A 19,508-nucleotide genomic window follows, 5' to 3' on the forward strand; every position below is an offset into this window, starting at 1 on the left:
TTTTGTTGGTGCTTACTACAACGTACAGCCTATCAATTAAGGTAGACTTTACCATAACAAGGAGTTGAACTGAAAGACATTTCAGTTCAACTCCTTGTTTCATTTATGCCCTGATCTACTGCTTGATCAGCTTAATCGTTTTACGCTCGGTTGGGGTGCTTACCGTTAGCAGTAACAAGCCCTGACGGCCTCTGATGGGTAGATTGACCCGTTCTACAGCAGCCGCTTCTGTAATCTGGTGTTCGTGCATAACCCGTCCCCCGGCATCCAGTAGACTGATTGCAACAGGAACACCAGTCGTGCCCTTGATCTCTATTTCGGCTACCTCGCACGGTACAGGATTACCTAATACCCGCACTGATAAACCACCTTCGGCACTTACACCGATACGCGCTGCGCTGGTTGAACTGCCGCAAGCGGCAAACCAGTTGTACGTATAACTGGCAACCGTGGCTGTACCTGTTTGTGCTGCTTTCAGAACGATGACCGGGTTGTCGGTATACAAATTCAGTGTGTAAGGGCCTGGAGCAGTCGTGGGCAGCAACTCATTGACTACTGAGAAACTGATGGGCTGACCCGTTGTACCGGAATATTGTGGTGTGAAACTGACCGAGCGTTGACCGGCGCTGATGGTAGTGCAACTCACCGTAGTCACGCCAACAATGGTAAAGTCCGTGGAGGGGGGCGGAGTAGGTCCGCCACAAGCGCCCAGCCAGTTGTAGTTGAAACTAGCTTCACCCGCCGTACCCGTTTGGGTAGCTCTAAGGATGATGACTGGGTTATCAGTGTACAGATTCAGGGTGTAAGGTCCCGGAGCCGTGGTTGGCAAAGACTCATTGGCGACCGAGAAGCTGATTGGTTGTCCGTTTACACCCGAATACTGGGGATTGAAGGTCAAGGTCCGCTGTCCGGCGCTGATGGTGGTACAACTCACCGTAGTCACGCCAACAATGGCGAAGGAGCCCGATGGTGGCGTTGAAGCTGCTGGATTAACGGTGAAGGTAAAGGTGGTGCTGGCCGACAAATTGCCCGGATCGGTGGCCTTTACCATCACCGTAAAGGGTGATCCGGCCGTTGTGGAGGGTGTACCACTGATCGTTGTCGGAGCGGTAAAGCTCAATCCCGCCGGTAGACCACTCACCGAAAGGGTCAGCGAGTTTGGTGTTTCGGCATCGGTGAAGGTGTTGTCGGGAATGTTGTAGGTGAAAGCCACACCCACCGTTGCTGACTGGGGCGGGACGGCATTGGCTACCATCGGTGGTGTATTGACAGGAGCAATAGCCTGTAGCGCCCGGTCGGCCTGGATAAAACCAAATCCCGTGCCATAGTCAAACCCTGTATCGAAGCCTGCTGTCGAGGGGTCATCCATATCCAGAGCGGTCGACTTCAAGGTAGAGAGAATGGTGGCCGCCGTAATGCCAGGGACTTTCTGTTTCATCAAAGCACCTACCGCAGCGGCATGGGGAGCTGCTGCTGATGTACCGAAGAAATTAGGCTTGCCATTACCATCAATATCTGAGCCGAAGAATGTATTGTCTCCCCCATCGACTGAGGTAATCTCCGGCTTTTGGTACACGGTGCCGGTAATGCCATTGATCCGCGTACCCGAAGTCGTAAAAAGAACAGGTGTACCACCCGCCGAGGAGAAACCCTCAATGGTAGCCGTAGCTGCACCATTAAAGGCGGGTGTGTTAAAGTAAGGAGCCGCTCCTACACTGATAGCTTTGGCTGAATTAGAATGGCCTACTAAGGTGCTACTCTGTGTATCGTACTCGACGGTGGGTCTAGGGGCACCATTGCCAAAATTTACCCATTTGATAAAGCCCGGGTCTGGCCCTGACCGTTTGACGATAACCAGATCGACACTGGCTGCTACAGGATTAGTGTTGGTAAGTTGTCCAAAATATTCTACTGGGTCGCCACCATTAGCCTGAGAGGTTGTCCCAGCGGCTAGCACGGTACCCGATGTGCTGAGAATATAATAGTCTAGATCCGTTGTTGCTCCCGTTCCGCCACTGACCGATTGAAAAGGGTTATCCCATTGTAATACCAGTCGAAGTATACTGCCTGCCGGAATGGTCAGTCGTTGTTTGTTGTCAACGGTGCCGTTGCCAAAATCATGGGTTGGAAACCCATTGTATGTTCCGCCACTTTTGTAAGGAGCCTGGTAGGAAGAGCGGGCATGATTACCCGCTAATGAAAAATAAGTTACGCTATTGTTGTTGGCTACCTGAGTAATGGCCTGGGCAATGGGGCCATCCTGAAAAAAGGGCTCTAAATAATAAAAGACATCATCGACAATGATCTGACAACCAGCCGCAGCTAGATTGATAATGCCTTGGGCAAAGCCTGCCTGCCCTGTGAAGGCCGTATTGAAGGCGATGGCCGATCCAGGTGCTAAATCATGCACGATTTCGGCCATTGCCCGCCCTTCATCCGATCCTCCGGAAGTCAAGTCCTGAAGCACCTGTACGCCGGCAGCGGGCAGATCATTCGTGCTTACACCCGTTGCTGCTCCGCCCAGGTTATTATACGAATCAGAGAGTACACCTACCTTGACGCCTGCACCTGTAACACTGTATGTCGAACGGGCGGTATTCGCTCTTAACGATACATCACCCTGTGAGGTGACCGATCCCGTATTTGTCAGGGGTTTGTAAGATGAGCGGGCAAAACTCAGTGACTGCACATTTTTTAGTTCATTGATCTTGTCGATTGGTAGGTAACCAAAGACAATTCGCTTATAGGCTACCCCATCGGTTAAGCCCAATGCTTTTAGCTGATTAAGCAGCTCTTCTCCATCCTCATTGTTAGCAATAGCCTCGATCGCGATCTTGTTGTCAACAAAAACCTGGTTAGTTTCTAGTAAGAAACCCTCAATCAGAGCCGGAGCCGCCTGCCCTCTGTTTTGCATGACCTGGTAGAGATCAGGAGTCACTTTGGCCGCCAGTGCTGCTTCTTTGGTCGTTGTCTGCGCCATCGCGCTAAAACAGAAGCACAGTAGGGCCGCAGTCATTAGGATAAATGACCTGCTTGTTTGTAATAGTTGTACCATAATTTAAGTAGATAGTAAAGTTGGGATAATAGGTAAATGAAGATTCTAGTTATGTAGTAGACGAAAAGCCTCAGCAGGTTGCTGATGGTCAGCTAATTAATACGATAAATAGATGGGGTTAAAGTAGAATGAATAAAAAGATTTAACCTATAATTATTCTTATGTTTTATTAATCGGATATAATGATTAGTCAATGTGTTTGTTAACGTAGCACTATGTGAAAATGTGTATTGTTGCTGCAAGACAAACGAGGTAGCAAAGCAGGTAAAGCAAAGACTGTTGAGACCGCTTGTTGACGAGAGTTCGCCGGCAGTAGTAGCGTTGGTGAACTCTCGTCAGTAGACTTCTGAATCCATTAACTTCTAATGAAGACTTCGTAGCTCGCCATTGTTATGAGTGTAACGCACGGATATTTATTGCAAAAACGCAAAATAGGTGAACACGGAATAGTATAAACGAAAAATGCCCTCACGAGTTCGTGAGGGCATCATAACTTTGTATTATACAAGGTAGTGGAGAATATCGGAGTCGAACCGATGACCTCTTCCATGCCATGGAAGCGCTCTAGCCAGCTGAGCTAATCCCCCTTAAACACGCTCATCTGCGCGTTTGTGGATGCAAAGGTGCGAAAAAAAACAGACCATCCCAAATCATCATCTAAAAAAAATGAGGTGTAACTCAAATCGCGACGCTCCCTCAAACAATGTTTGTTTTATGTTAACAATTAACTAGTTTTGATACTAGTCTACGACATCGTATGCATACAGTTTATATAATCTACAGCCCCTCAACTGACCAGTACTTTATTGGTCAGACTAAAGATCTGAAAATCACGTTGTGGCAGCACAACGCCAAAACAAATCCAGCTACGGCGGGGGGCAAACCGTGGGAAGTGAAATTTACCCGACCGTTTGCTACGCGAAACGAAGCACTGAGCCTGGAAATGAAACTGAAAAAAAAGGATCGGGCCTTTTGGGAAGAACTGATCGGTAATCCTGAGCCGACGATCTGATAACGATGCACTCAAAACGAAGAAGCCGTTCCCGACAGGAACGGCTTCTTCGTTTTATAGTAGCGCGGACATCCTGTTCGCATAAGTATACTCGTAACCACTGGCGAACAGGATGGCTACGTTGCCTGTTCAGAATGGTCTCAGTGCTTTGACGAACCTGCCTTTGAAATAATCGGTAAATAGATTATCCTCGCGAACACCCCGCGACGACGATGCGTGAATGAAGCGAATGTTGGTCGTGCCATTTACTTCCGTGACAATGCCCGTATGCGAAACGTAACCCGCCTGTCCTTTGTCTGGTACGAAAAAAATTAGATCGCCCGGCAGAATCTCCTTTACTTCCACTTCCCGGCCTACTTCTGATTGCTGCCACGAAATCCGGGGCATTTTCAGGCCAACCGTACTGAAAACGGTGTAAACCAGGCCCGAGCAGTCAATACCATCGGACGTGTTCCCTCCTGATCGATAGGGCGTTCCTGTATAAGTACGGGCGATTTTGACGACTTCGGGGACGTAGCGATTTTCGTACGTCCGGCTATCGACTACTTTGCCCGTTGTTTTTGCCGGAACCGCTGGTGTGCGGGCAGATACTCTACCCGTTGGTGACCGACGGGCAGTTGAACTTGACGAAGCTGGACGACGGCTGACCGACGGTCCGGATGAACGGAGGACTTCGCAGGAGGTAAGGAGTGAAAGCAGGCAAGTGCTTAGCAGAACGGAGCGCCATAAGCCCCGTGAGCAGCATTGTTGCATACGGATGGGATTAGGGTTGCACTTGTGACAAATGTTTTTGAACAGAAATAGACATGCAACCTATTAAATTTTCATTGATAACGCAATTCGTTTGCGGGTCGTATCCACTTCCAGCACTTTTACTTTTACTTTCTGGTACACTTTCACGACCGTTTTCGGATCGGAGACGTATTGGTGCGCCAGTTGCGAAACGTGAACGAGACCATCCTGCTTGACGCCAATATCGACAAATGCCCCGAAGGCGGTAATATTGGTGACGACGCCATTGAGCACCATTCCTTCGTGTAGATCGGTTACAGACCGAACACGGCTGTCGTATTCAAATACCGAAAGCTGTTCCCGTGGATCACGACCCGGTTTTTCCAACTCAGCGATAATGTCGCGCAGGGTAGGCAAACCCACCGTCCCGGAAACGTACCGCTCGGGTTGGATTTGTTTGCGCAGTTCGGGTTTCTGAACCAGATCAGCGACGGTGCTCTTCACATCAGCCGCCATCCGCTCAACCACCGTGTACCGTTCGGGATGAACGGCGCTATTATCCAGCGGATTTTTTGCCCCTTCGATCCGAAGAAAACCTGCGCACTGTTCGAACGCTTTCGGACCGAGCCGGGGCACTTTTTTGAGCTGCTCACGCGAGGTAAACGCGCCGTTCTGTGCCCGATAAGCCACAATATTGCCGGCCAGTTGCGGTCCTAAACCCGATACATAGCGCAGCAGATAAGCACTAGCCGTATTGAGCGATACGCCAACCTGGTTAACGCAACTTTCCACAACCGTATCCAGGCTGTTCTTCAGATCGGTCTGGTCAACGTCGTGCTGGTATTGGCCAACGCCAATCGACTTGGGATCAATCTTGACCAGTTCGGCCAGTGGGTCCATCAACCGGCGACCAATGCTAACTGCTCCCCGCACCGTCACATCGCGGTCGGGAAATTCTTCCCGAGCCACCTCCGACGCTGAATAGATGGATGCCCCCTGTTCGCTGACCATAAAAACAGGTTTCCCTAGGTTCACGCTCTGAACAAATTCCTCCGTTTCGCGTCCGGCTGTACCGTTGCCGATAGCGATGGCGTCGATCTTGTACTGGGTAACTAGCTTCTGAATCTGTTGAACGGCCTGTTGTTTCTGGCTTTCAGATTGAAACAGGTATAGAACGGTATCGGTCAATAAGTTGCCCTGCGCATCCAGACAAACAGTTTTGCAACCCGTGCGATAGCCGGGATCGATAGCCAATACACGTTGCTGACCGAGGGGCGAACTGAGCAGGAGCTGGCGCAGGTTGTCCGCAAAAATGACGATAGCTTCCGTATCCGCTTTTTCTTTCGATCGATTGGCAAACTCGGTTTCGAGCGATGGTTTGAGCAGCCGTTTGTAGCCGTCCCGGATTGCCAGGTTAACCTGCTCTTTGCAGTCGGCAGCCGCTGACTGGTTGTAGACAAACTGCCGTTCGAGCCGTTCGATAGCGGCTTCTTCGTCGGGACTAACGCTGACGTTCAGAAAGCCTTCGGTTTCGCCCCGACGGAGCGCCAACAAGCGGTGGGAGGGTACGCGCCGAAGTGGTTCCGCAAAGTCAAAATAGTCTTTAAATTTCGCACCGTCTACGTCTTTGCCTTTTTTGACAACGGAGCGAATAATAGCTTCCCGCTCAAATAGATTGCGAATACGCTGGCGGGCGTCGGCATCTTCACTGATCCGTTCGGCCAGAATATCGCGGGCACCCTGCAAGGCATCTTCCAGGGTTGGAACGGCATCGGTCAGATAGCGTTGCGCTGATCGTTGCAGATTCGTTTCCCGCTGGATTAGAATGAGGTTAGCGAGTGGTTCGAGTCCCCGTTCAATCGCAATGGTTGCTCTGGTTTTGCGTTTTTGTTTGTAAGGAAGATAAAGGTCTTCAAGTTCGGTCAGGGAGGCTGTGGCTTCAAGCTTCTTGCGCAGGTCGTCCGTTAGTTTTCCCTGCTCTTCAATGGATTTTAGAACCGCATCCCGGCGTTTATCGAGTTCCAGTAATTTCTGGTACGTATCTTTAATTTGTCCGATCTGAATTTCGTCGAGCTGTCCGGTGGCTTCTTTCCGGTAGCGGGCAATGAACGGGACAGTAGCTCCACCGGTAAGAAGCTCAATCGTAACCGCTACTGACTTGGGGTTCAAACCAAGACGCGCGGCTGTACGCTGTTCGGGTGATTGGGGCATTGGTGATTAGGTAAAGCGGTACTTGGTTGAGTGAGCAATTTTGCGAAAAAACTAGTTTTCCTGTGCTTCGGTCGCCCAATTTATGACGTTCGTTCACGGTGGGCTGCCTCAAACAGGGCTCGTGCTGGCGGGAATGAACAAAACCAAGTGGCTGGTTCGGGTACTGTTTTATCGAAACTATAGAGCAAAAAAAAACATGCCGAGTGGCATGTTTTTAACAACTTTTTGTCTTTATATCTTACAATTAAGCTATTTCGACATTAACGGCGTTCAAGCCTTTCTTACCGCGTTCGACATTGAACTTAACTTTGTCGTTCTCACGGATTTGATCGATGAGGCCAGAAGCGTGTACAAAAATGTCTTCGCCACCTTCATCGGGTTTAATGAAGCCAAACCCTTTGGTTTCATTAAAGAATTTTACAGTTCCTGTTTGCATTGCTTGTGTTAAAAAATTTAAGCGAAGGACGGCACAATAATATTTATTTCCAAATGTAAATGAGGTTTTTCAGCATCATTTCGGAAAAATATTTTTGAAAACGTCAGTTTATGCTTGTTTTAGGGGTAAGCAGCCTCTCAGAGCCGTTTTTTCGCTTCCGTTAGGCGCTAAAACACCAATAAAAATGAACCGATTTAGGCCAGATAGGGCAGATAAGGCTCTAGCTTGTCGGTGTTGCGGAAAGCGGTAACCTGATTCAGATGGCTGTTGTAGGCATCGTAGCAAAGCTCGACGTAAAAATCCCGAAAGTTGTAAAGCAGAAAGATGGAATCACCCTCGTATCGGTTCGCCAGAATGTCACCGGCAAAGTAAAGAGTGTCTAGTTGCTGCTGAGCAGGAAGTTTGGTGAAGTCGGCAGGTTGCATAAAGAACGGGGTTGACAGGCGAAGTACGCAAAAACCCGAAGGTTAGGCAAATCGTCGCTCCGACTTTATGTGTGACAACTAAAATATAGCTAATGTACAGGTAAAATAGGTTGCTGTCTAACTGTCTACAAGACAAGACTATTTTCAGGATCGACAGAACGCATCGATCCTGAAAATTTTTAGCTGATTTTTACCTCCCGGCCAGAGTGGGCAGCGGCATAGATCGCTTCGACAATTTTGATGTCGCGAAGACCTTCCTCGCCCGGAGCCAGAACCGGTTTGTTCGCCATGATGGCGGCAGCATCGTCATCCATTTGCATCGTTTGCTGCGATGGAACCTCATACGGGTGCTCAATGGTGTTTTTACCCCCCCACAAACCCTTCTGCCCGTTATAGGCCGAGTAGGGCTCTATACGCATAGTGCCTTTCGAGCCGATCACATCCAGAAAATTCATGTTCATGCCGTAACTGGTCTGAACGGCTGCCCGCGCTCCACTCGGAAACAGTAACTGGGCCATCGTTGTCTCGTCAAGGCCGTTCTTGTACACATCAGGCCGGGTGGTATATTGCTGGGCTGTCACGGCGATCGGTTCTTCGCCGGTTGCCAGGCGAGCGCCCTGTAATACATAGACGCCCATATCATACATGACGCCACCACCCATTTCTTTTTTCTGTTTCCAGTGCGTTGTCCGTGCGTCGTAGTAGCCCGCCGAGCAGCTTACCATCAGGATCTTGCCAATTTTTCCGTCGCGTAATACCTTCACATACTCCTGCGTATTCGGTTCGTGATGGAGCCGGTACCCCACAGCCAGCGATCGTTTGTTTTTGGCGCAAGCATCAATCATGTTCTGGCACTCTTTCGCGGTTACAGCCATCGGTTTTTCCACCCAGACGTGCTTACCCGCTTTGGCCGCTCTGATCACATACTCCTCGTGCATGGACGGCGGCAGAACGACATAGACAACATCAATATCGGGGTTATTAGCGATCTGGTCGAATGTCTGGTACGAATAGATATTCTTGTCCGGAATATTGTACTGTTTCTTCCACTTCTCGGCTTTCTCCGGCGTACCGGTTACGATGCCGGCGAGGTAACAATTTTTGGTTTTCTGGAGGGCCGGGGCCAGTAGATCCGTGCTGTAATAGCCGAGGCCGACCAGTGCCACGCCAAGTTTGTCTTTGGCAGGACGGGTTGCCGACCAGAGTGCATTCGGTGCGATCGTTGCAGCCACGCCACTAAGGGTAGCCGTATGCAGGAAGTTTCTGCGAGAGGTCATAGGTACTGCGTTTGCGGGTCAAGAATTAAGTGGTTAAACTACGAACATCCAGCTACAAACTCTTACTTTTTTACCGAACCCGCCGGATAAGAGTTTTGTTGGATGTTGGCGTTGACACTAAAGAACGTCCTACTTTTGTATCATGTCTAAAAAAGTCAATATTGGTTTAGTGCAGATGAGTTGCTCGGCCGACGTCGAAGCAAACGTTCAGAAGGCGATCAACGGGATTCGGGAGGCCGCTCAGAAAGGTGCTCAAATCGTTTGTCTTCAGGAGTTATTCACCTCGCTGTACTTCTGTGACGTAGAAGATCACCACAATTTTAGTTTGGCCGAAGCCATTCCCGGACCCACGACCGAGCGGTTGGGTAAGCTGGCGGGGGAGTTAGGCGTCGTCATTGTCGCTTCCCTGTTCGAAAAGCGGGCGCAAGGGCTCTATCACAATACTACAGCTGTTTTGGATGCCGACGGTGCCTATCTGGGAAAATACCGGAAAATGCACATTCCTGACGATCCGGGGTATTACGAAAAGTTCTACTTTACACCCGGTGACTTGGGCTACAAAGTATTTGATACAAAATTCGCCCGTGTTGGCGTTCTGATCTGCTGGGATCAATGGTATCCCGAAGCGGCTCGTATTACGGCCCTGATGGGTGCCGACCTACTGGTTTATCCGACGGCTATTGGCTGGGATACCAACGAACCCGATCCGGCTCAGAACACCGAACAGTACAACGCCTGGCAAACCATTCAGCGCAGTCATGCCATTGCCAATGGTATTCCGGTAGTGGCTGTCAACCGCGTTGGGCGGGAGGCTGATCAGCAATTCTGGGGTGGTTCTTTCGTGTCGAACCCATTTGGCTCGTTGCTCTATCTGGCCCCACACGATCAGGAGGTCGTGCACGTGCAGGAACTGGATCTGGAGTTATCGGAAAAATACCGGACGACATGGCCTTACTTCCGCGATCGGCGTATCGACTCATACCAGCCAATTACAAAACGCTATATTGACGAATAAACGGAGCCTTAATTCCCGTCGTCATGCTGCCGTTCGTAGCTATAGACTGCCGCTCGGCCTAACCGATAATCTGGCTATAGCCATGAACAAGTTTCTCTCTATAAAACGATCGTGAAGCTACCTATGAAAATAGCTGCCTCTTTTTTAGTAGCCAGTATGGCTGGTTTAGGCTTTTGGTACGCGCGTCCAGCCCGGCCCGCTGATCCGGTTGCCGTTGCGTTCAAAGGCCAGCTACCCGCTCAAACGCCCATTGCCCCCACGCCACGCGCCCGGTTCACCCCAACTACCCGCAAAGGCTACTACAATATTGATGTTGTCGGCGATTTCTCATTACCCGCTACGAAGACAGTTACGTTTTGTGGGGCTGGTCGTAATTTGCACGTTCAGCAGGATCGCACGAAGCTGTTTCGTCGTGGTTTTTCCGCCGTTGATCAAACGCGGATGGTGCCTAACGTCGAAATCTGGACCGAGGGCGATCCGCCAAGAAACTGGAAAAGTACGTTGCAGCAAAGTCAGCGGTCATTGATCGTTTACCAGGCTTATTTTGCTAATTCCTTTGGGCTGCCGTGGGCGAGCAACAGCGAACTGGCCCGTGATGTCACGTACCGCACACCACCCGGTGCCCGTGCTTCGCGAAACACACTCTTTCAGGCATCGACGGAACTGGGCGGTGGCTGTTACGGCTTTGGTGACTGCGCACCGGGTGCGATGAAAAGTACGTTCGGAAAGATCTTTCTCGACATTGAAAACGAAGGTACGAGCCGCGGCAATCAGCAGGAACAGGCCAATCTGTACACGTTTATGGCAAAAACGCTGAAAGATAACGTTAGTCCACAGACCGAGATTGGTTCCATCGCACCCGTACCGCACAACAGTTTTGGCAATTCGAAAGCGGAACATTACATGGCTCAGCCAGACTGGCTCTGGAACACGCCCGCCCGCCAGACCGCTACCAGCAAACAGCGCGGCATGCCCGACAATATTGTGGGAAAGTCGTTTGCCGATTACGTAGATTTTCAGATGCCCGGCACGTATTATTTATACCCGGATTTCGATTATGCTGCCCAGCATACGGGCGATGGTGACCGCCACTGGTTAGCGTCGCTGCTAGCCGAACAGGAAGTCAACCGGAAATTATCGCCGAAGAAACGAATCGCCTGGCACTGGACATTCAACACCCAAAGCGGAGATTACCCGAATAGCGCCAAAGCCGAGCATCCGGCTCCCCCTGCCGTCGCCGAGGGCATGGCCGTTTTTTACTGGTTTACCGGTGCGTATGGTGTCTTATTCTGGGATGATCACACGAATCTGGTTCCCGATCAGCCGTCGCCCGCCGATCCGCAGCAGAAAGGGCTTGGTAACGACCGCAACTACGCCTGTTATGAGCATTATATTCACGGCCTCTGGCGTCTGTTCAAACACCACGGCGATCTGTTCAATGGTCGCGAAACGTACCTCAATGAAGCCACCGAGTGCTCGTATGACGGCGGGAAGACGTGGGTGAGTTATAATGCCAACCAGATCAAAACCCGTGACTTACCGTTTGTTCGGGCTATTGTCAACGGCGATCAGATTCTGATAGCGGCCACCAAAGCTTATGCCCGCCCTAACCAAACGACTCAGGTAATGGTGCGGTATATCCAGAACGGCTACACGTTTTATACGACCGTTTCGCTCAAAGGCGATGAGATATTTCTGGGACGATCCACTATGAAGCCGGGAACTGGGAGTCGGGGATAAGCCGGATCAGAAAAGCGGTTTTAGAGTGACAAAACAACCGCAACGCTAAAGTAACGCTAAGCAGCACGTCGGATGAATCTTGGTATTGAAATTGGAGGAACGAAGCTACAGGTCGTAACGGGTGATTCGACGGGTCGGATCGATGCGCGGTTTCGCTATACCGTTGATCCGATACAGGGGGCTGCCGGTATTCTGGCGCAGATCGATGCTACCCTAGCGCAATTGACCGAACAACCGCAAACGATCGGCGTAGGCTTTGGCGGACCCGTAGATTGGAAAACGGGGCGTATTGCCACATCGCACCAGATTGGTGGTTGGTCCGGAGTCAATCTGGCGGGCTGGCTGCGTGAACGGGTTCCGGGAGCAACGGTCCATATCGATAACGATGCCAACGTAGCGGCTCTTGGTGAAGCGGGTAGGGGTGTTGCTACCGGATTCGATACGGTATTTTACATAACGCTTGGTAGTGGTGTTGGCGGAGGGTTGATTCAGAACGGACAGATCTATCACGGTGCTACGCCCGGCGAAGCGGAGATCGGGCATTTGTGGCTTGTTCCACCTGACGAATCAGGTTCGCCCGGTCAGACCATTGAGCAGACCATTTCGGGCTGGGCTGTCGACGGGCAAATCCGGATGCTGTTACCCCAGTTGCCCGACGATTCTGTCTTGAAAGCCCTTGTTCAACAAGCCCATTCGACTGGTTTTACCGGCGGAGAAGCCCGCTTTCTGCACCCTGCCTACGAAGCCAGTGACCCCGTTGCCCGGATGTTGATCGAACAGATCGGCTCGGTAGTGGCCCTGGGATTGTCGCATGTCGTGCATCTGTTTCACCCCGACGCTATCGTACTTGGGGGCGGACTGTCGCTCATTGGCGAACCGCTTCGGGCGGCTGTCCGGCAGGCATTGCCCCGGTTTATCATGAACTCATTCCAGCCAGCCCCGCTACTGCTACTGGCGAAACTTGGCGAAGATGCGGTTCCGGTTGGCGCGTTACAGCTGGGAGCCGCCGACTAAGTGCGGGCGCGGATGATTGTTGATGCCGTAGTATGAGTCGTAGGCCGCTGCTGAACGTCAATTCGATTTGTATATGGAACAGGGGCTTCGGTAAACAAACTTGCTTTTGCCGTGCTTACTTGTATTTTTGGCCTTATCAACGTGCTGGCTATAGGGTGATTTCTGCACGCGCACCATCAGACGCCCGGAAAACGCTCGCTGCTTAATTGTTAATATTATGTTCGCCAACAAAACTCCCTGGATAGTCCTGCTGGTATTGTGGATGATCAGTTCGACCTGGTGGCATCTCTGCAAAATCAAACAGATATGCGCAGATAATACCCAACCTTCCTCGTCCGAGGTTACCCCCGTCGAGTCATCCCCTGTTGCAACGCCCACCGAAACGCCCCCCGGCGCGGATGGCTACACAATTGCCGATGGCAATCTGTTTCGACTAGACTTTCCCGGTAACTTTCGCTTTGCCAAATCGGGCAGCAATGCCGACATGAATACATTGGGTGGCTCATTGGAACCGCTGGTGAGTTACCTTAAGGCTAATCCTGGTCGAACGCTTTCGATAATAGGGTACTATTCCTCGACAGAGACGAACTCCAGCACATTCACGAACTTGGGGCTAGCTCGCGCTGAAGGAATGAAACAATACCTGATTCAGCAGGGGATACCAGCCACGTCGCTGACTATCGAAGGCATTGAACGGTCGATACCGATTACGGCTAAGGGAGACTCGCTCGAGGGTGGTCTTGATTTTGCATTTACGGGAAAACGAGTTGTTACGCCAACCGATACACAGCCTGCTGTTCTCACGCTGACCGCTCCCAAGACGGAAACTGAATTGGCGGAGTCCGAAAAGTATACGTCCGTTTTTGAACCGATCGATCTGTACTTTTCGCTTGGCGGGTCTAACTACATAAAAACGGATGCTACCCGGAAGTTTTTTAGTGAAGCGACAACGTATCTCCGTGCGCACAAAGACAAAAAACTCCGGCTCACAGGCCATACGGATAACTCCGGCCCCGATGCTACGAATATGCGGCTCTCCCGCGACCGGGCCAGTGATGTGAAAGCAAAACTGCGGCAGTCGGGCATCAGTTCAGACCAGATCCTTGTAGAGGCTAAAGGAGAAACGAACCCTAAAGCGGATAACAGCACGCTATCAGGTCGTAAGGCCAATCGGCGCGTAACCGTAGTCGTGGTACAGTAACGTAGGCCAACCTGTTTGGGCTTGGCCAAGACCCGATAATTCCAGCGATAAACTTCCTGAATCATGTTTGAACTGAATCCCCTTAACCTCCCCGACGCTGCGCTTCAACACCTGATCATGGGTGTTGTAACGCTGATTCTCGGCTTTATTGTTGGCTATTCATCCCGGCAACGACTCGTTCGTTCTCTTGAAAGTACGCTCAATAGCACCCAGCAGGACGTGGACGATTGCCTGCGGAAGCCCGTTAGAGTAACCGGTACCGATGAAGAGAGTGTGCTCAACCGGATTCGGTCCCGCGCGAACGAAATAGCGTTCACCCGGATTGGTTATGCCACGGCTGCCGAAGCCGATGATCTGAAAGCCATTGCTGGTATTGGACCATTTCTGGAAAAGAAGCTCCATGCGGTTGACATCTACACGTTCCGGCAAATTGCCAATTTCACCCGTGAGGATGTAGATCAGGTGAACGATATTATCGAATTTTTTCCCGGTCGTATCGAACGCGACAGATGGGTTGATCAGGCCAGAGAGTTAGCAAAGAAGAAATAAGGTTCAGCTGTTCCGGTTGCAGTCGTTTACCAACGCGGTAGCTGCAACGGTAGCCCTACACTATAAATTACAACCCTATCATGTTTGGATTAGATCCCTTTAGTCGTCCGGTAGCTATCGCAGAAATAGTGCTGCTACTGGCATTTATAGCGTTCGTTGGCTGGTTGCTGGGTCGGTTGGCACTGAGCGGACGCATTAGCACGCTTCGTAGTGCCGTTGCGGATAAAAAAGCTGAACTGGAAGAATGCCGTCACGCCAAAGCGACGGGTGGCGTTCCGGGAACAGTTACCCGGAAGACGATTGTGCCGGATGATTTGCCCGCTTTCGTTCATGCCGACCCATTGTTGCCCGCCATTGCTCCCGACGATACCCCCGAGTTTATTGATGCCGATCCGTATCCGCTTGCCTCTGGCACAGACGGAACACCACCAAGATCGATGCTGGAGGCTGACCTGCCCGTAACGGAACAATCGGAAGCTGGCGTACTGAGCCGAATTGCGGCTCGTTCGGGTGAACTGAACTTCGACCGTATTGGCCGCGCTGTGGCTCTTGATGCCGATGACTTGAAGGATATTCTTGGCGTTGGCCCGTTTCTGGAGCGTAAGCTGCAAAGTCTGGGAATTTTCACGTACCGTCAGATCGCCAATTTTACCAAAGAAGACATCGACAAAGTAAACGAAATTGTTGAATTCTTCCCTGGCCGTATCGAACGCGATAATTGGGTACAACAGGCCAAAGAGTTTCACAAACGAAAATACGGAGCAGGAAGCTGATCGGGCTTAACACCACGTATCCAGTGAATCAAAGTAGGCTAGTTTCGTCACTATCGACGTAGACTAGCCTATTTCGGTTTTGGTCTGGTTGGGGTGCTGCTGAGTACCATTTTCCCGTCCGCATGGTAGAAATCGCACTGATCCTGTAAAACACATTCCGAACATTTCGGATAATACCACGTACAGGTTCGTTGGCCGTGCCAGTAGAAATGTTTATGGAAATTGAAGAGCACACCGGCATCCTGCGGCAAATAAGCCAATAAAATAGCGTGGGCTTTTTCGGCGCTCACTTTCGGGCCAATCACGCCCAGTCGCTGCGTCACCCGATAGACGTGGGTATCGACCGGTAAAACGGGTTTCTTGAAGTTGAAGAGCAAGACCAGTGTGGCGGTTTTCAGGCCGATGCCCGGCAGATCAGTGAGCCACTTCATCGCGTCTTCCGTAGAAAGCCCGTCCAGAAAATCGATGTTGGCGGCTCCCGTCTCACTAATCAGTTTCGTCAATAAATTCTGAATATACGGAGCTTTGACTTCCGGGTAATTCGCGGTCTTGATCGCGTCCGTCAAGTCTGGCAGCGGTGCATCGCGGACGGCTTCCCAGGTTGGAAATCGTTCACGCATGGTTCGGTAAGCGGTTACTTCGTTGGCGTGGGTGGTTCGATGCGACAGAATGGTACCGACGAGTTCGTGCATTGGATCGGCCCGTCCGTAGACAGCCTGTACGCCGTATAATTCGTTCAGCCGATCATGGGCCGCGAGGGTTTTGGTGGCTAGGTCAGAAAGGGGTTGCATAGGAACACAAACGTTGAGCGTTCGTGTTGAACCTGATGTGCCGGGAAATGTTGGACCGATCGTCAATTACTTCCACCTGAGTGAGCAAAAATTGGGGGGCTTTTAGGAGGCAAGTGCAGTGCTTATGAGCTGATCCGCTAGCTTGGTGAGCCCTGTCGTGGCTGGTTCGGCCAGAAACGTCACGTTCGCGCGACTATGTACAGTTGGACTGTTGGGGTCCACAACGTAGATCGGCACACCTTTTCGAACGGCATACACCAACCCCGCTGCGGGATACACATTCAGCGATGTACCGACAACGATAAATAGATCGGCCTGATCCGTTACCTCCAGCGCAACATCCATCATCGGAACAGCCTCCCCAAACCAGACGATATGCGGGCGTAACTGAAACCCTTTCTCGCAAAGGTCACCCCGCTTGAGTTCCCATCCTTCGATGTCGTAAATCAGTTCCGGATTACTGGTACTACGGGATTTAAACAACTCCCCGTGAAGATGAAGAACTGTCGATGATCCCGCTTTCTCATGAAGATTATCGACGTTCTGGGTAATGATCGTCACATCAAAAAACTGTTCCAGCTTCACCAACGCAAGATGACCCGCGTTGGGCTGAACGCTGAGGGCTTGTTTTCGGCGCTGATTATAAAAATCCTGAACCAGATCGGGGTTGCGTTCCCAGGCTTCGGGTGTGGCCACGTCTTCGATACGGTGGTTTTCCCACAGCCCGTCTGAGGCACGAAACGTAGGAATTCCGCTTTCTGCGCTGATTCCAGCACCGGATAAAACGACTATTTTCTGACGTGGTTTCATATAGACAAGATACGAAAAGTTCTTCAGTTTACACCGCTAAACCGACGCGTAGACTTGGTTAGCTTAGCATATAGTCAAGAAAAAGTGGTGCCACGGTTCGTCTGGATTGATCCTGAACCGGGGCACCACTTTCTATGGACCACTTATTCGACTACTATTTCGTCCGTCGAAAAATACGTTTTCTGGCCAGCGTCGGGATGATCAGCCGGGCAGACACCCGCGTTTTTGGCCCGAATTCGAACGTAGCGTGCCCGTGCCGTTTTGAAGTCAGCGACGACGGGCAAAATATCCCACGGTCCGGTTAATTCGTAGGTGATAGGCTGATCAATCGCTTCTTTGTAGTCCTTGCCGTCGCGGGAAATAGCAATGGACACGGAGGTTGGTGGGAAGTTCTTATCTAGAATTACTTTCAGGAAATTCAACGAGACTTTCGTTACGCTCGTCACATCGCCAAGGTCAAGTGTGACGTCCATATTCCCGAAAAAATTCGCCCATTCCCGACGACTGCGTGGCGTGTCACCCCGAACGCCATCCGTCAGTTTGTTGGTTTTGGCGTCGCTGTCATTACCCAGTTCCGTAGCGTAGGTATAGGGTTTATTTTTGCCTTTGTGCAGGGTGAATGTTTGCGTCAGGTTGCCGCCGGTAGGCGTCATGGCGCGAATCGTGGTCGTTTTGGTCAGCGTAATTGGCCCAATGTATTCGGTCGTACGTTCGCTAGGTTCCTTGCCATTGGTTGTATAGAAAATCTGGCTGTCGCTGTCCAGTTTGGTCAGGCGCACCTGAATCTGTCCCTGCTCGTTCGGTTGGGTAGTGGCCGTAATATCGAACAGGCGTTTGGCATAATTGACCGGAACCGTGTTCAGGCGTGGCAAGTGGTTCTTGAGCCGCTGCGCAAAATCCTCGAAATTACGGGGACCTTTTGGTATCCAGGCGATTTCGGCGAGGGCAAGGGCACGCGGGAAGACCATGTACTCCACGTGGTCGGACGTAGGCATGTACTCGGTCCACACATTTCCCTGCACCCCCAGAATGTAGTTTTGCTCAGCGGGCGACAACTCGGCGGGTGTTGGTTCGTAGGCATACACCTGATCGAGCGGGAGGTAACCACCAATGGCTAGCGGTTCCGTTGCCGGATTGCCCTGGTAATGATCCAGGTAGCAGGTTGCGCCGGGTGTCATGATAACCGGGTGTTTCTGCTTCGCAGCCGCAATGCCACCCGCCGTACCGCGCCAACTCATTACGGTTGCATTAGGCGCTAAACCACCTTCCAGAATTTCGTCCCAGCCGATGATCGCGCGTCCTTTGCTATTGACGAATTTTTCGATGCGACGAATAAAATAGCTTTGTAGCTCGTGTTCGTCCTTGAGCTTATTTTTCTTCATCAAATCCTGACAAAACGCGCTATTCTTCCAGGCCGTTTTGGGGCATTCGTCGCCCCCAATGTGAATGTATTTTCCGGGGAAAAGCGTCATTACCTCGGCCAGCACGTCCTGTAAAAAGCCGAACGTTTTATCCGATGGGCAAAATACGTCATCGAAAACGCCCCACTTGGTCGCTACCTGATAGGCTTTTGTTGGTTCGCAGCCGAGTTCAGGGTACGCGGTCAGGGCCGCCAGCGCATGACCGGGCATTTCAATTTCAGGAACGATGGTTACAAACCGGCTTTGCGCGTAACGCACCACATCCCGAATCTCGTCCTGCGTGTAGAACCCGCCATGGGGCTTACCATCAAACTGCTGTGGGTAGTTCTGGCTATACTGGCCAATCAGCGTTTCCGCCCGTTTGCTGCCAATCTGCGTTAGTCTTGGGTACTTTTTGATCTCGATGCGCCAGCCCTGATCGTCGGTCAGGTGCCAGTGAAACGTATTTTGTTTATGCATCGCCATCAGGTCGATGTATTTCTTGACGAATGCTACTGGCATAAAATGGCGCGACACGTCGAGGTTAAGGCCCCGGTAACCGTAGCGCGGTTTGTCCGTAATGGCACAGGCGGGCATCGTCACCGGTGTTGACTGAGCAACGGGAAGCAATTGCCGCATGGTTTGCGTGGCATAAAACAATCCCTTGGGCGTCGCTGCTTCGGCAATGACACGGGCAGGGGTAACGGTTAGTTTGTACCCTTCGTCACCCAGTGCTAGTTTTTTGTTGATGGATAACGTGATGTTCGCCCCCTTTGCCAGCGCAGGACTGGTTGTGACAACAGGTAAGGCTAATCCGTTCGTTGTTTTAACCTGACTAACAAATATTTGCGCTACTGACCGGGCGGCTGCATCTGTGCCGGGAGACACTAAAACGCGGGTACTGGCGGAAAGCGTAAACTGCCCATCCTGACCGACGAAACGCGCCGGAAACGGAATCAGATTGTATTGATTAGTGGTTTGGGCAAACGTGGAGAAGGAAACTAGAAGACAAAAAAGCAGATACTTCATGCGTTAGAGATAGTTCAGACGGCAAAATAACGATGATT

The 19,508-nt window shown here is 51.2% G+C and carries 16 protein-coding genes and 1 tRNA gene; 7 read left to right on the forward strand and 10 right to left on the reverse strand.

Annotated elements, in window-relative coordinates; genetic code table 11:
- Nucleotides 1–115: 115 nt before the first annotated feature.
- Nucleotides 116–3,016: a putative Ig domain-containing protein gene (locus GK091_RS06045; RefSeq protein ID WP_246202151.1), complete on the reverse strand. Its 2,901-nt coding sequence runs from the start codon at nt 3,014–3,016 to the stop codon at nt 116–118.
- 552 nt (nt 3,017–3,568) lie between these two features.
- A tRNA-Ala gene (locus GK091_RS06050) sits at nt 3,569–3,642 on the reverse strand.
- 170 nt (nt 3,643–3,812) lie between these two features.
- Here GK091_RS06050 and GK091_RS06055 point away from each other — a divergent pair.
- On the forward strand, nt 3,813–4,067 hold the full coding sequence (locus GK091_RS06055; RefSeq protein ID WP_164035699.1) for a GIY-YIG nuclease family protein: 255 nt from the start codon (nt 3,813–3,815) through the stop codon (nt 4,065–4,067).
- A gap of 129 nt (nt 4,068–4,196) precedes the next feature.
- Here GK091_RS06055 and GK091_RS06060 read toward each other — a convergent pair whose 3' ends face one another.
- The 5 genes from GK091_RS06060 to GK091_RS06080 form a co-directional block, all read right to left on the reverse strand.
- Nucleotides 4,197–4,820 carry a C40 family peptidase gene (locus GK091_RS06060; protein WP_164035700.1) on the reverse strand — a complete coding sequence of 208 codons (624 nt, stop codon included), beginning with the start codon at nt 4,818–4,820 and terminating at the stop codon, nt 4,197–4,199.
- A 63-nt stretch (nt 4,821–4,883) separates the two neighbouring features.
- A complete protein-coding gene (locus GK091_RS06065; RefSeq protein WP_164035701.1) occupies nt 4,884–7,010 on the reverse strand; it encodes a Tex family protein in 2,127 nt (708 codons plus the stop codon).
- Nucleotides 7,011–7,254: 244 nt separating this feature from the next.
- Nucleotides 7,255–7,446, reverse strand: coding sequence for a cold-shock protein (locus GK091_RS06070; protein WP_018620078.1), 192 nt, complete (start codon nt 7,444–7,446; stop codon nt 7,255–7,257).
- Nucleotides 7,447–7,640: 194 nt separating this feature from the next.
- Nucleotides 7,641–7,871 (reverse strand): hypothetical protein, encoded by a 231-nt coding sequence (locus GK091_RS06075; RefSeq protein ID WP_164035702.1) that lies wholly within the window; start codon nt 7,869–7,871, stop codon nt 7,641–7,643.
- A 179-nt stretch (nt 7,872–8,050) separates the two neighbouring features.
- Complete coding sequence (locus tag GK091_RS06080) at nt 8,051–9,148, reverse strand: Gfo/Idh/MocA family protein (RefSeq protein ID WP_164035703.1); 1,098 nt, start codon at nt 9,146–9,148, stop codon at nt 8,051–8,053.
- 142 nt (nt 9,149–9,290) lie between these two features.
- On the opposite strand from GK091_RS06080, the gene GK091_RS06085 reads away from it, so the two are divergent.
- The 6 genes from GK091_RS06085 (at nt 9,291) to GK091_RS06110 (ending at nt 15,440) form a co-directional block, all read left to right on the forward strand.
- The gene (locus GK091_RS06085; protein ID WP_164035704.1) at nt 9,291–10,163 is read left to right on the forward strand and encodes a carbon-nitrogen hydrolase; all 873 of its coding nucleotides are present in this window, start codon (nt 9,291–9,293) and stop codon (nt 10,161–10,163) included.
- A 123-nt stretch (nt 10,164–10,286) separates the two neighbouring features.
- Nucleotides 10,287–11,903 (forward strand): hypothetical protein, encoded by a 1,617-nt coding sequence (locus tag GK091_RS06090; RefSeq protein WP_164035705.1) that lies wholly within the window; start codon nt 10,287–10,289, stop codon nt 11,901–11,903.
- Between the two features lie 72 nt (nt 11,904–11,975).
- Nucleotides 11,976–12,917, forward strand: coding sequence for an ROK family protein (locus GK091_RS06095; protein ID WP_164035706.1), 942 nt, complete (start codon nt 11,976–11,978; stop codon nt 12,915–12,917).
- A 217-nt stretch (nt 12,918–13,134) separates the two neighbouring features.
- Nucleotides 13,135–14,118: an OmpA family protein gene (locus tag GK091_RS06100; RefSeq protein ID WP_164035707.1), complete on the forward strand. Its 984-nt coding sequence runs from the start codon at nt 13,135–13,137 to the stop codon at nt 14,116–14,118.
- A gap of 63 nt (nt 14,119–14,181) precedes the next feature.
- Nucleotides 14,182–14,667, forward strand: coding sequence for a hypothetical protein (locus GK091_RS06105; protein ID WP_164035708.1), 486 nt, complete (start codon nt 14,182–14,184; stop codon nt 14,665–14,667).
- Nucleotides 14,668–14,747: 80 nt separating this feature from the next.
- Nucleotides 14,748–15,440 (forward strand): hypothetical protein, encoded by a 693-nt coding sequence (locus GK091_RS06110; protein WP_164035709.1) that lies wholly within the window; start codon nt 14,748–14,750, stop codon nt 15,438–15,440.
- Nucleotides 15,441–15,508: 68 nt separating this feature from the next.
- Here GK091_RS06110 and GK091_RS06115 read toward each other — a convergent pair whose 3' ends face one another.
- The 3 genes from GK091_RS06115 to GK091_RS06125 form a co-directional block, all read right to left on the reverse strand.
- Complete coding sequence (locus tag GK091_RS06115; RefSeq protein WP_164035710.1) at nt 15,509–16,231, reverse strand: endonuclease III domain-containing protein; 723 nt, start codon at nt 16,229–16,231, stop codon at nt 15,509–15,511.
- 102 nt (nt 16,232–16,333) lie between these two features.
- Nucleotides 16,334–17,041, reverse strand: coding sequence for an SIR2 family NAD-dependent protein deacylase (locus tag GK091_RS06120; protein WP_164035711.1), 708 nt, complete (start codon nt 17,039–17,041; stop codon nt 16,334–16,336).
- Nucleotides 17,042–17,184: 143 nt separating this feature from the next.
- Nucleotides 17,185–19,470 carry a glycoside hydrolase family 20 protein gene (locus GK091_RS06125; RefSeq protein ID WP_164035712.1) on the reverse strand — a complete coding sequence of 762 codons (2,286 nt, stop codon included), beginning with the start codon at nt 19,468–19,470 and terminating at the stop codon, nt 17,185–17,187.
- Between the last annotated feature and the right edge of the window lie 38 nt (nt 19,471–19,508).

Source organism: Spirosoma agri, assembly GCF_010747415.1.
Lineage (GTDB): Bacteria > Bacteroidota > Bacteroidia > Cytophagales > Spirosomataceae > Spirosoma > Spirosoma agri.

Coding starts and splice junctions, on each gene's coding strand:
- GK091_RS06045 (WP_246202151.1), bottom strand. CDS start 3,016: ATGACTGCGGCCCTACTGTGCTTCTGTTTTAGCGCGATGGCGCAGACA.
- GK091_RS06055 (WP_164035699.1), top strand. CDS start 3,813: ATGCATACAGTTTATATAATCTACAGCCCCTCAACTGACCAGTACTTT.
- GK091_RS06060 (WP_164035700.1), bottom strand. CDS start 4,820: ATGCAACAATGCTGCTCACGGGGCTTATGGCGCTCCGTTCTGCTAAGC.
- GK091_RS06065 (WP_164035701.1), bottom strand. CDS start 7,010: ATGCCCCAATCACCCGAACAGCGTACAGCCGCGCGTCTTGGTTTGAAC.
- GK091_RS06070 (WP_018620078.1), bottom strand. CDS start 7,446: ATGCAAACAGGAACTGTAAAATTCTTTAATGAAACCAAAGGGTTTGGC.
- GK091_RS06075 (WP_164035702.1), bottom strand. CDS start 7,871: ATGCAACCTGCCGACTTCACCAAACTTCCTGCTCAGCAGCAACTAGAC.
- GK091_RS06080 (WP_164035703.1), bottom strand. CDS start 9,148: ATGACCTCTCGCAGAAACTTCCTGCATACGGCTACCCTTAGTGGCGTG.
- GK091_RS06085 (WP_164035704.1), top strand. CDS start 9,291: ATGTCTAAAAAAGTCAATATTGGTTTAGTGCAGATGAGTTGCTCGGCC.
- GK091_RS06090 (WP_164035705.1), top strand. CDS start 10,287: ATGAAAATAGCTGCCTCTTTTTTAGTAGCCAGTATGGCTGGTTTAGGC.
- GK091_RS06095 (WP_164035706.1), top strand. CDS start 11,976: ATGAATCTTGGTATTGAAATTGGAGGAACGAAGCTACAGGTCGTAACG.
- GK091_RS06100 (WP_164035707.1), top strand. CDS start 13,135: ATGTTCGCCAACAAAACTCCCTGGATAGTCCTGCTGGTATTGTGGATG.
- GK091_RS06105 (WP_164035708.1), top strand. CDS start 14,182: ATGTTTGAACTGAATCCCCTTAACCTCCCCGACGCTGCGCTTCAACAC.
- GK091_RS06110 (WP_164035709.1), top strand. CDS start 14,748: ATGTTTGGATTAGATCCCTTTAGTCGTCCGGTAGCTATCGCAGAAATA.
- GK091_RS06115 (WP_164035710.1), bottom strand. CDS start 16,231: ATGCAACCCCTTTCTGACCTAGCCACCAAAACCCTCGCGGCCCATGAT.
- GK091_RS06120 (WP_164035711.1), bottom strand. CDS start 17,041: ATGAAACCACGTCAGAAAATAGTCGTTTTATCCGGTGCTGGAATCAGC.
- GK091_RS06125 (WP_164035712.1), bottom strand. CDS start 19,470: ATGAAGTATCTGCTTTTTTGTCTTCTAGTTTCCTTCTCCACGTTTGCC.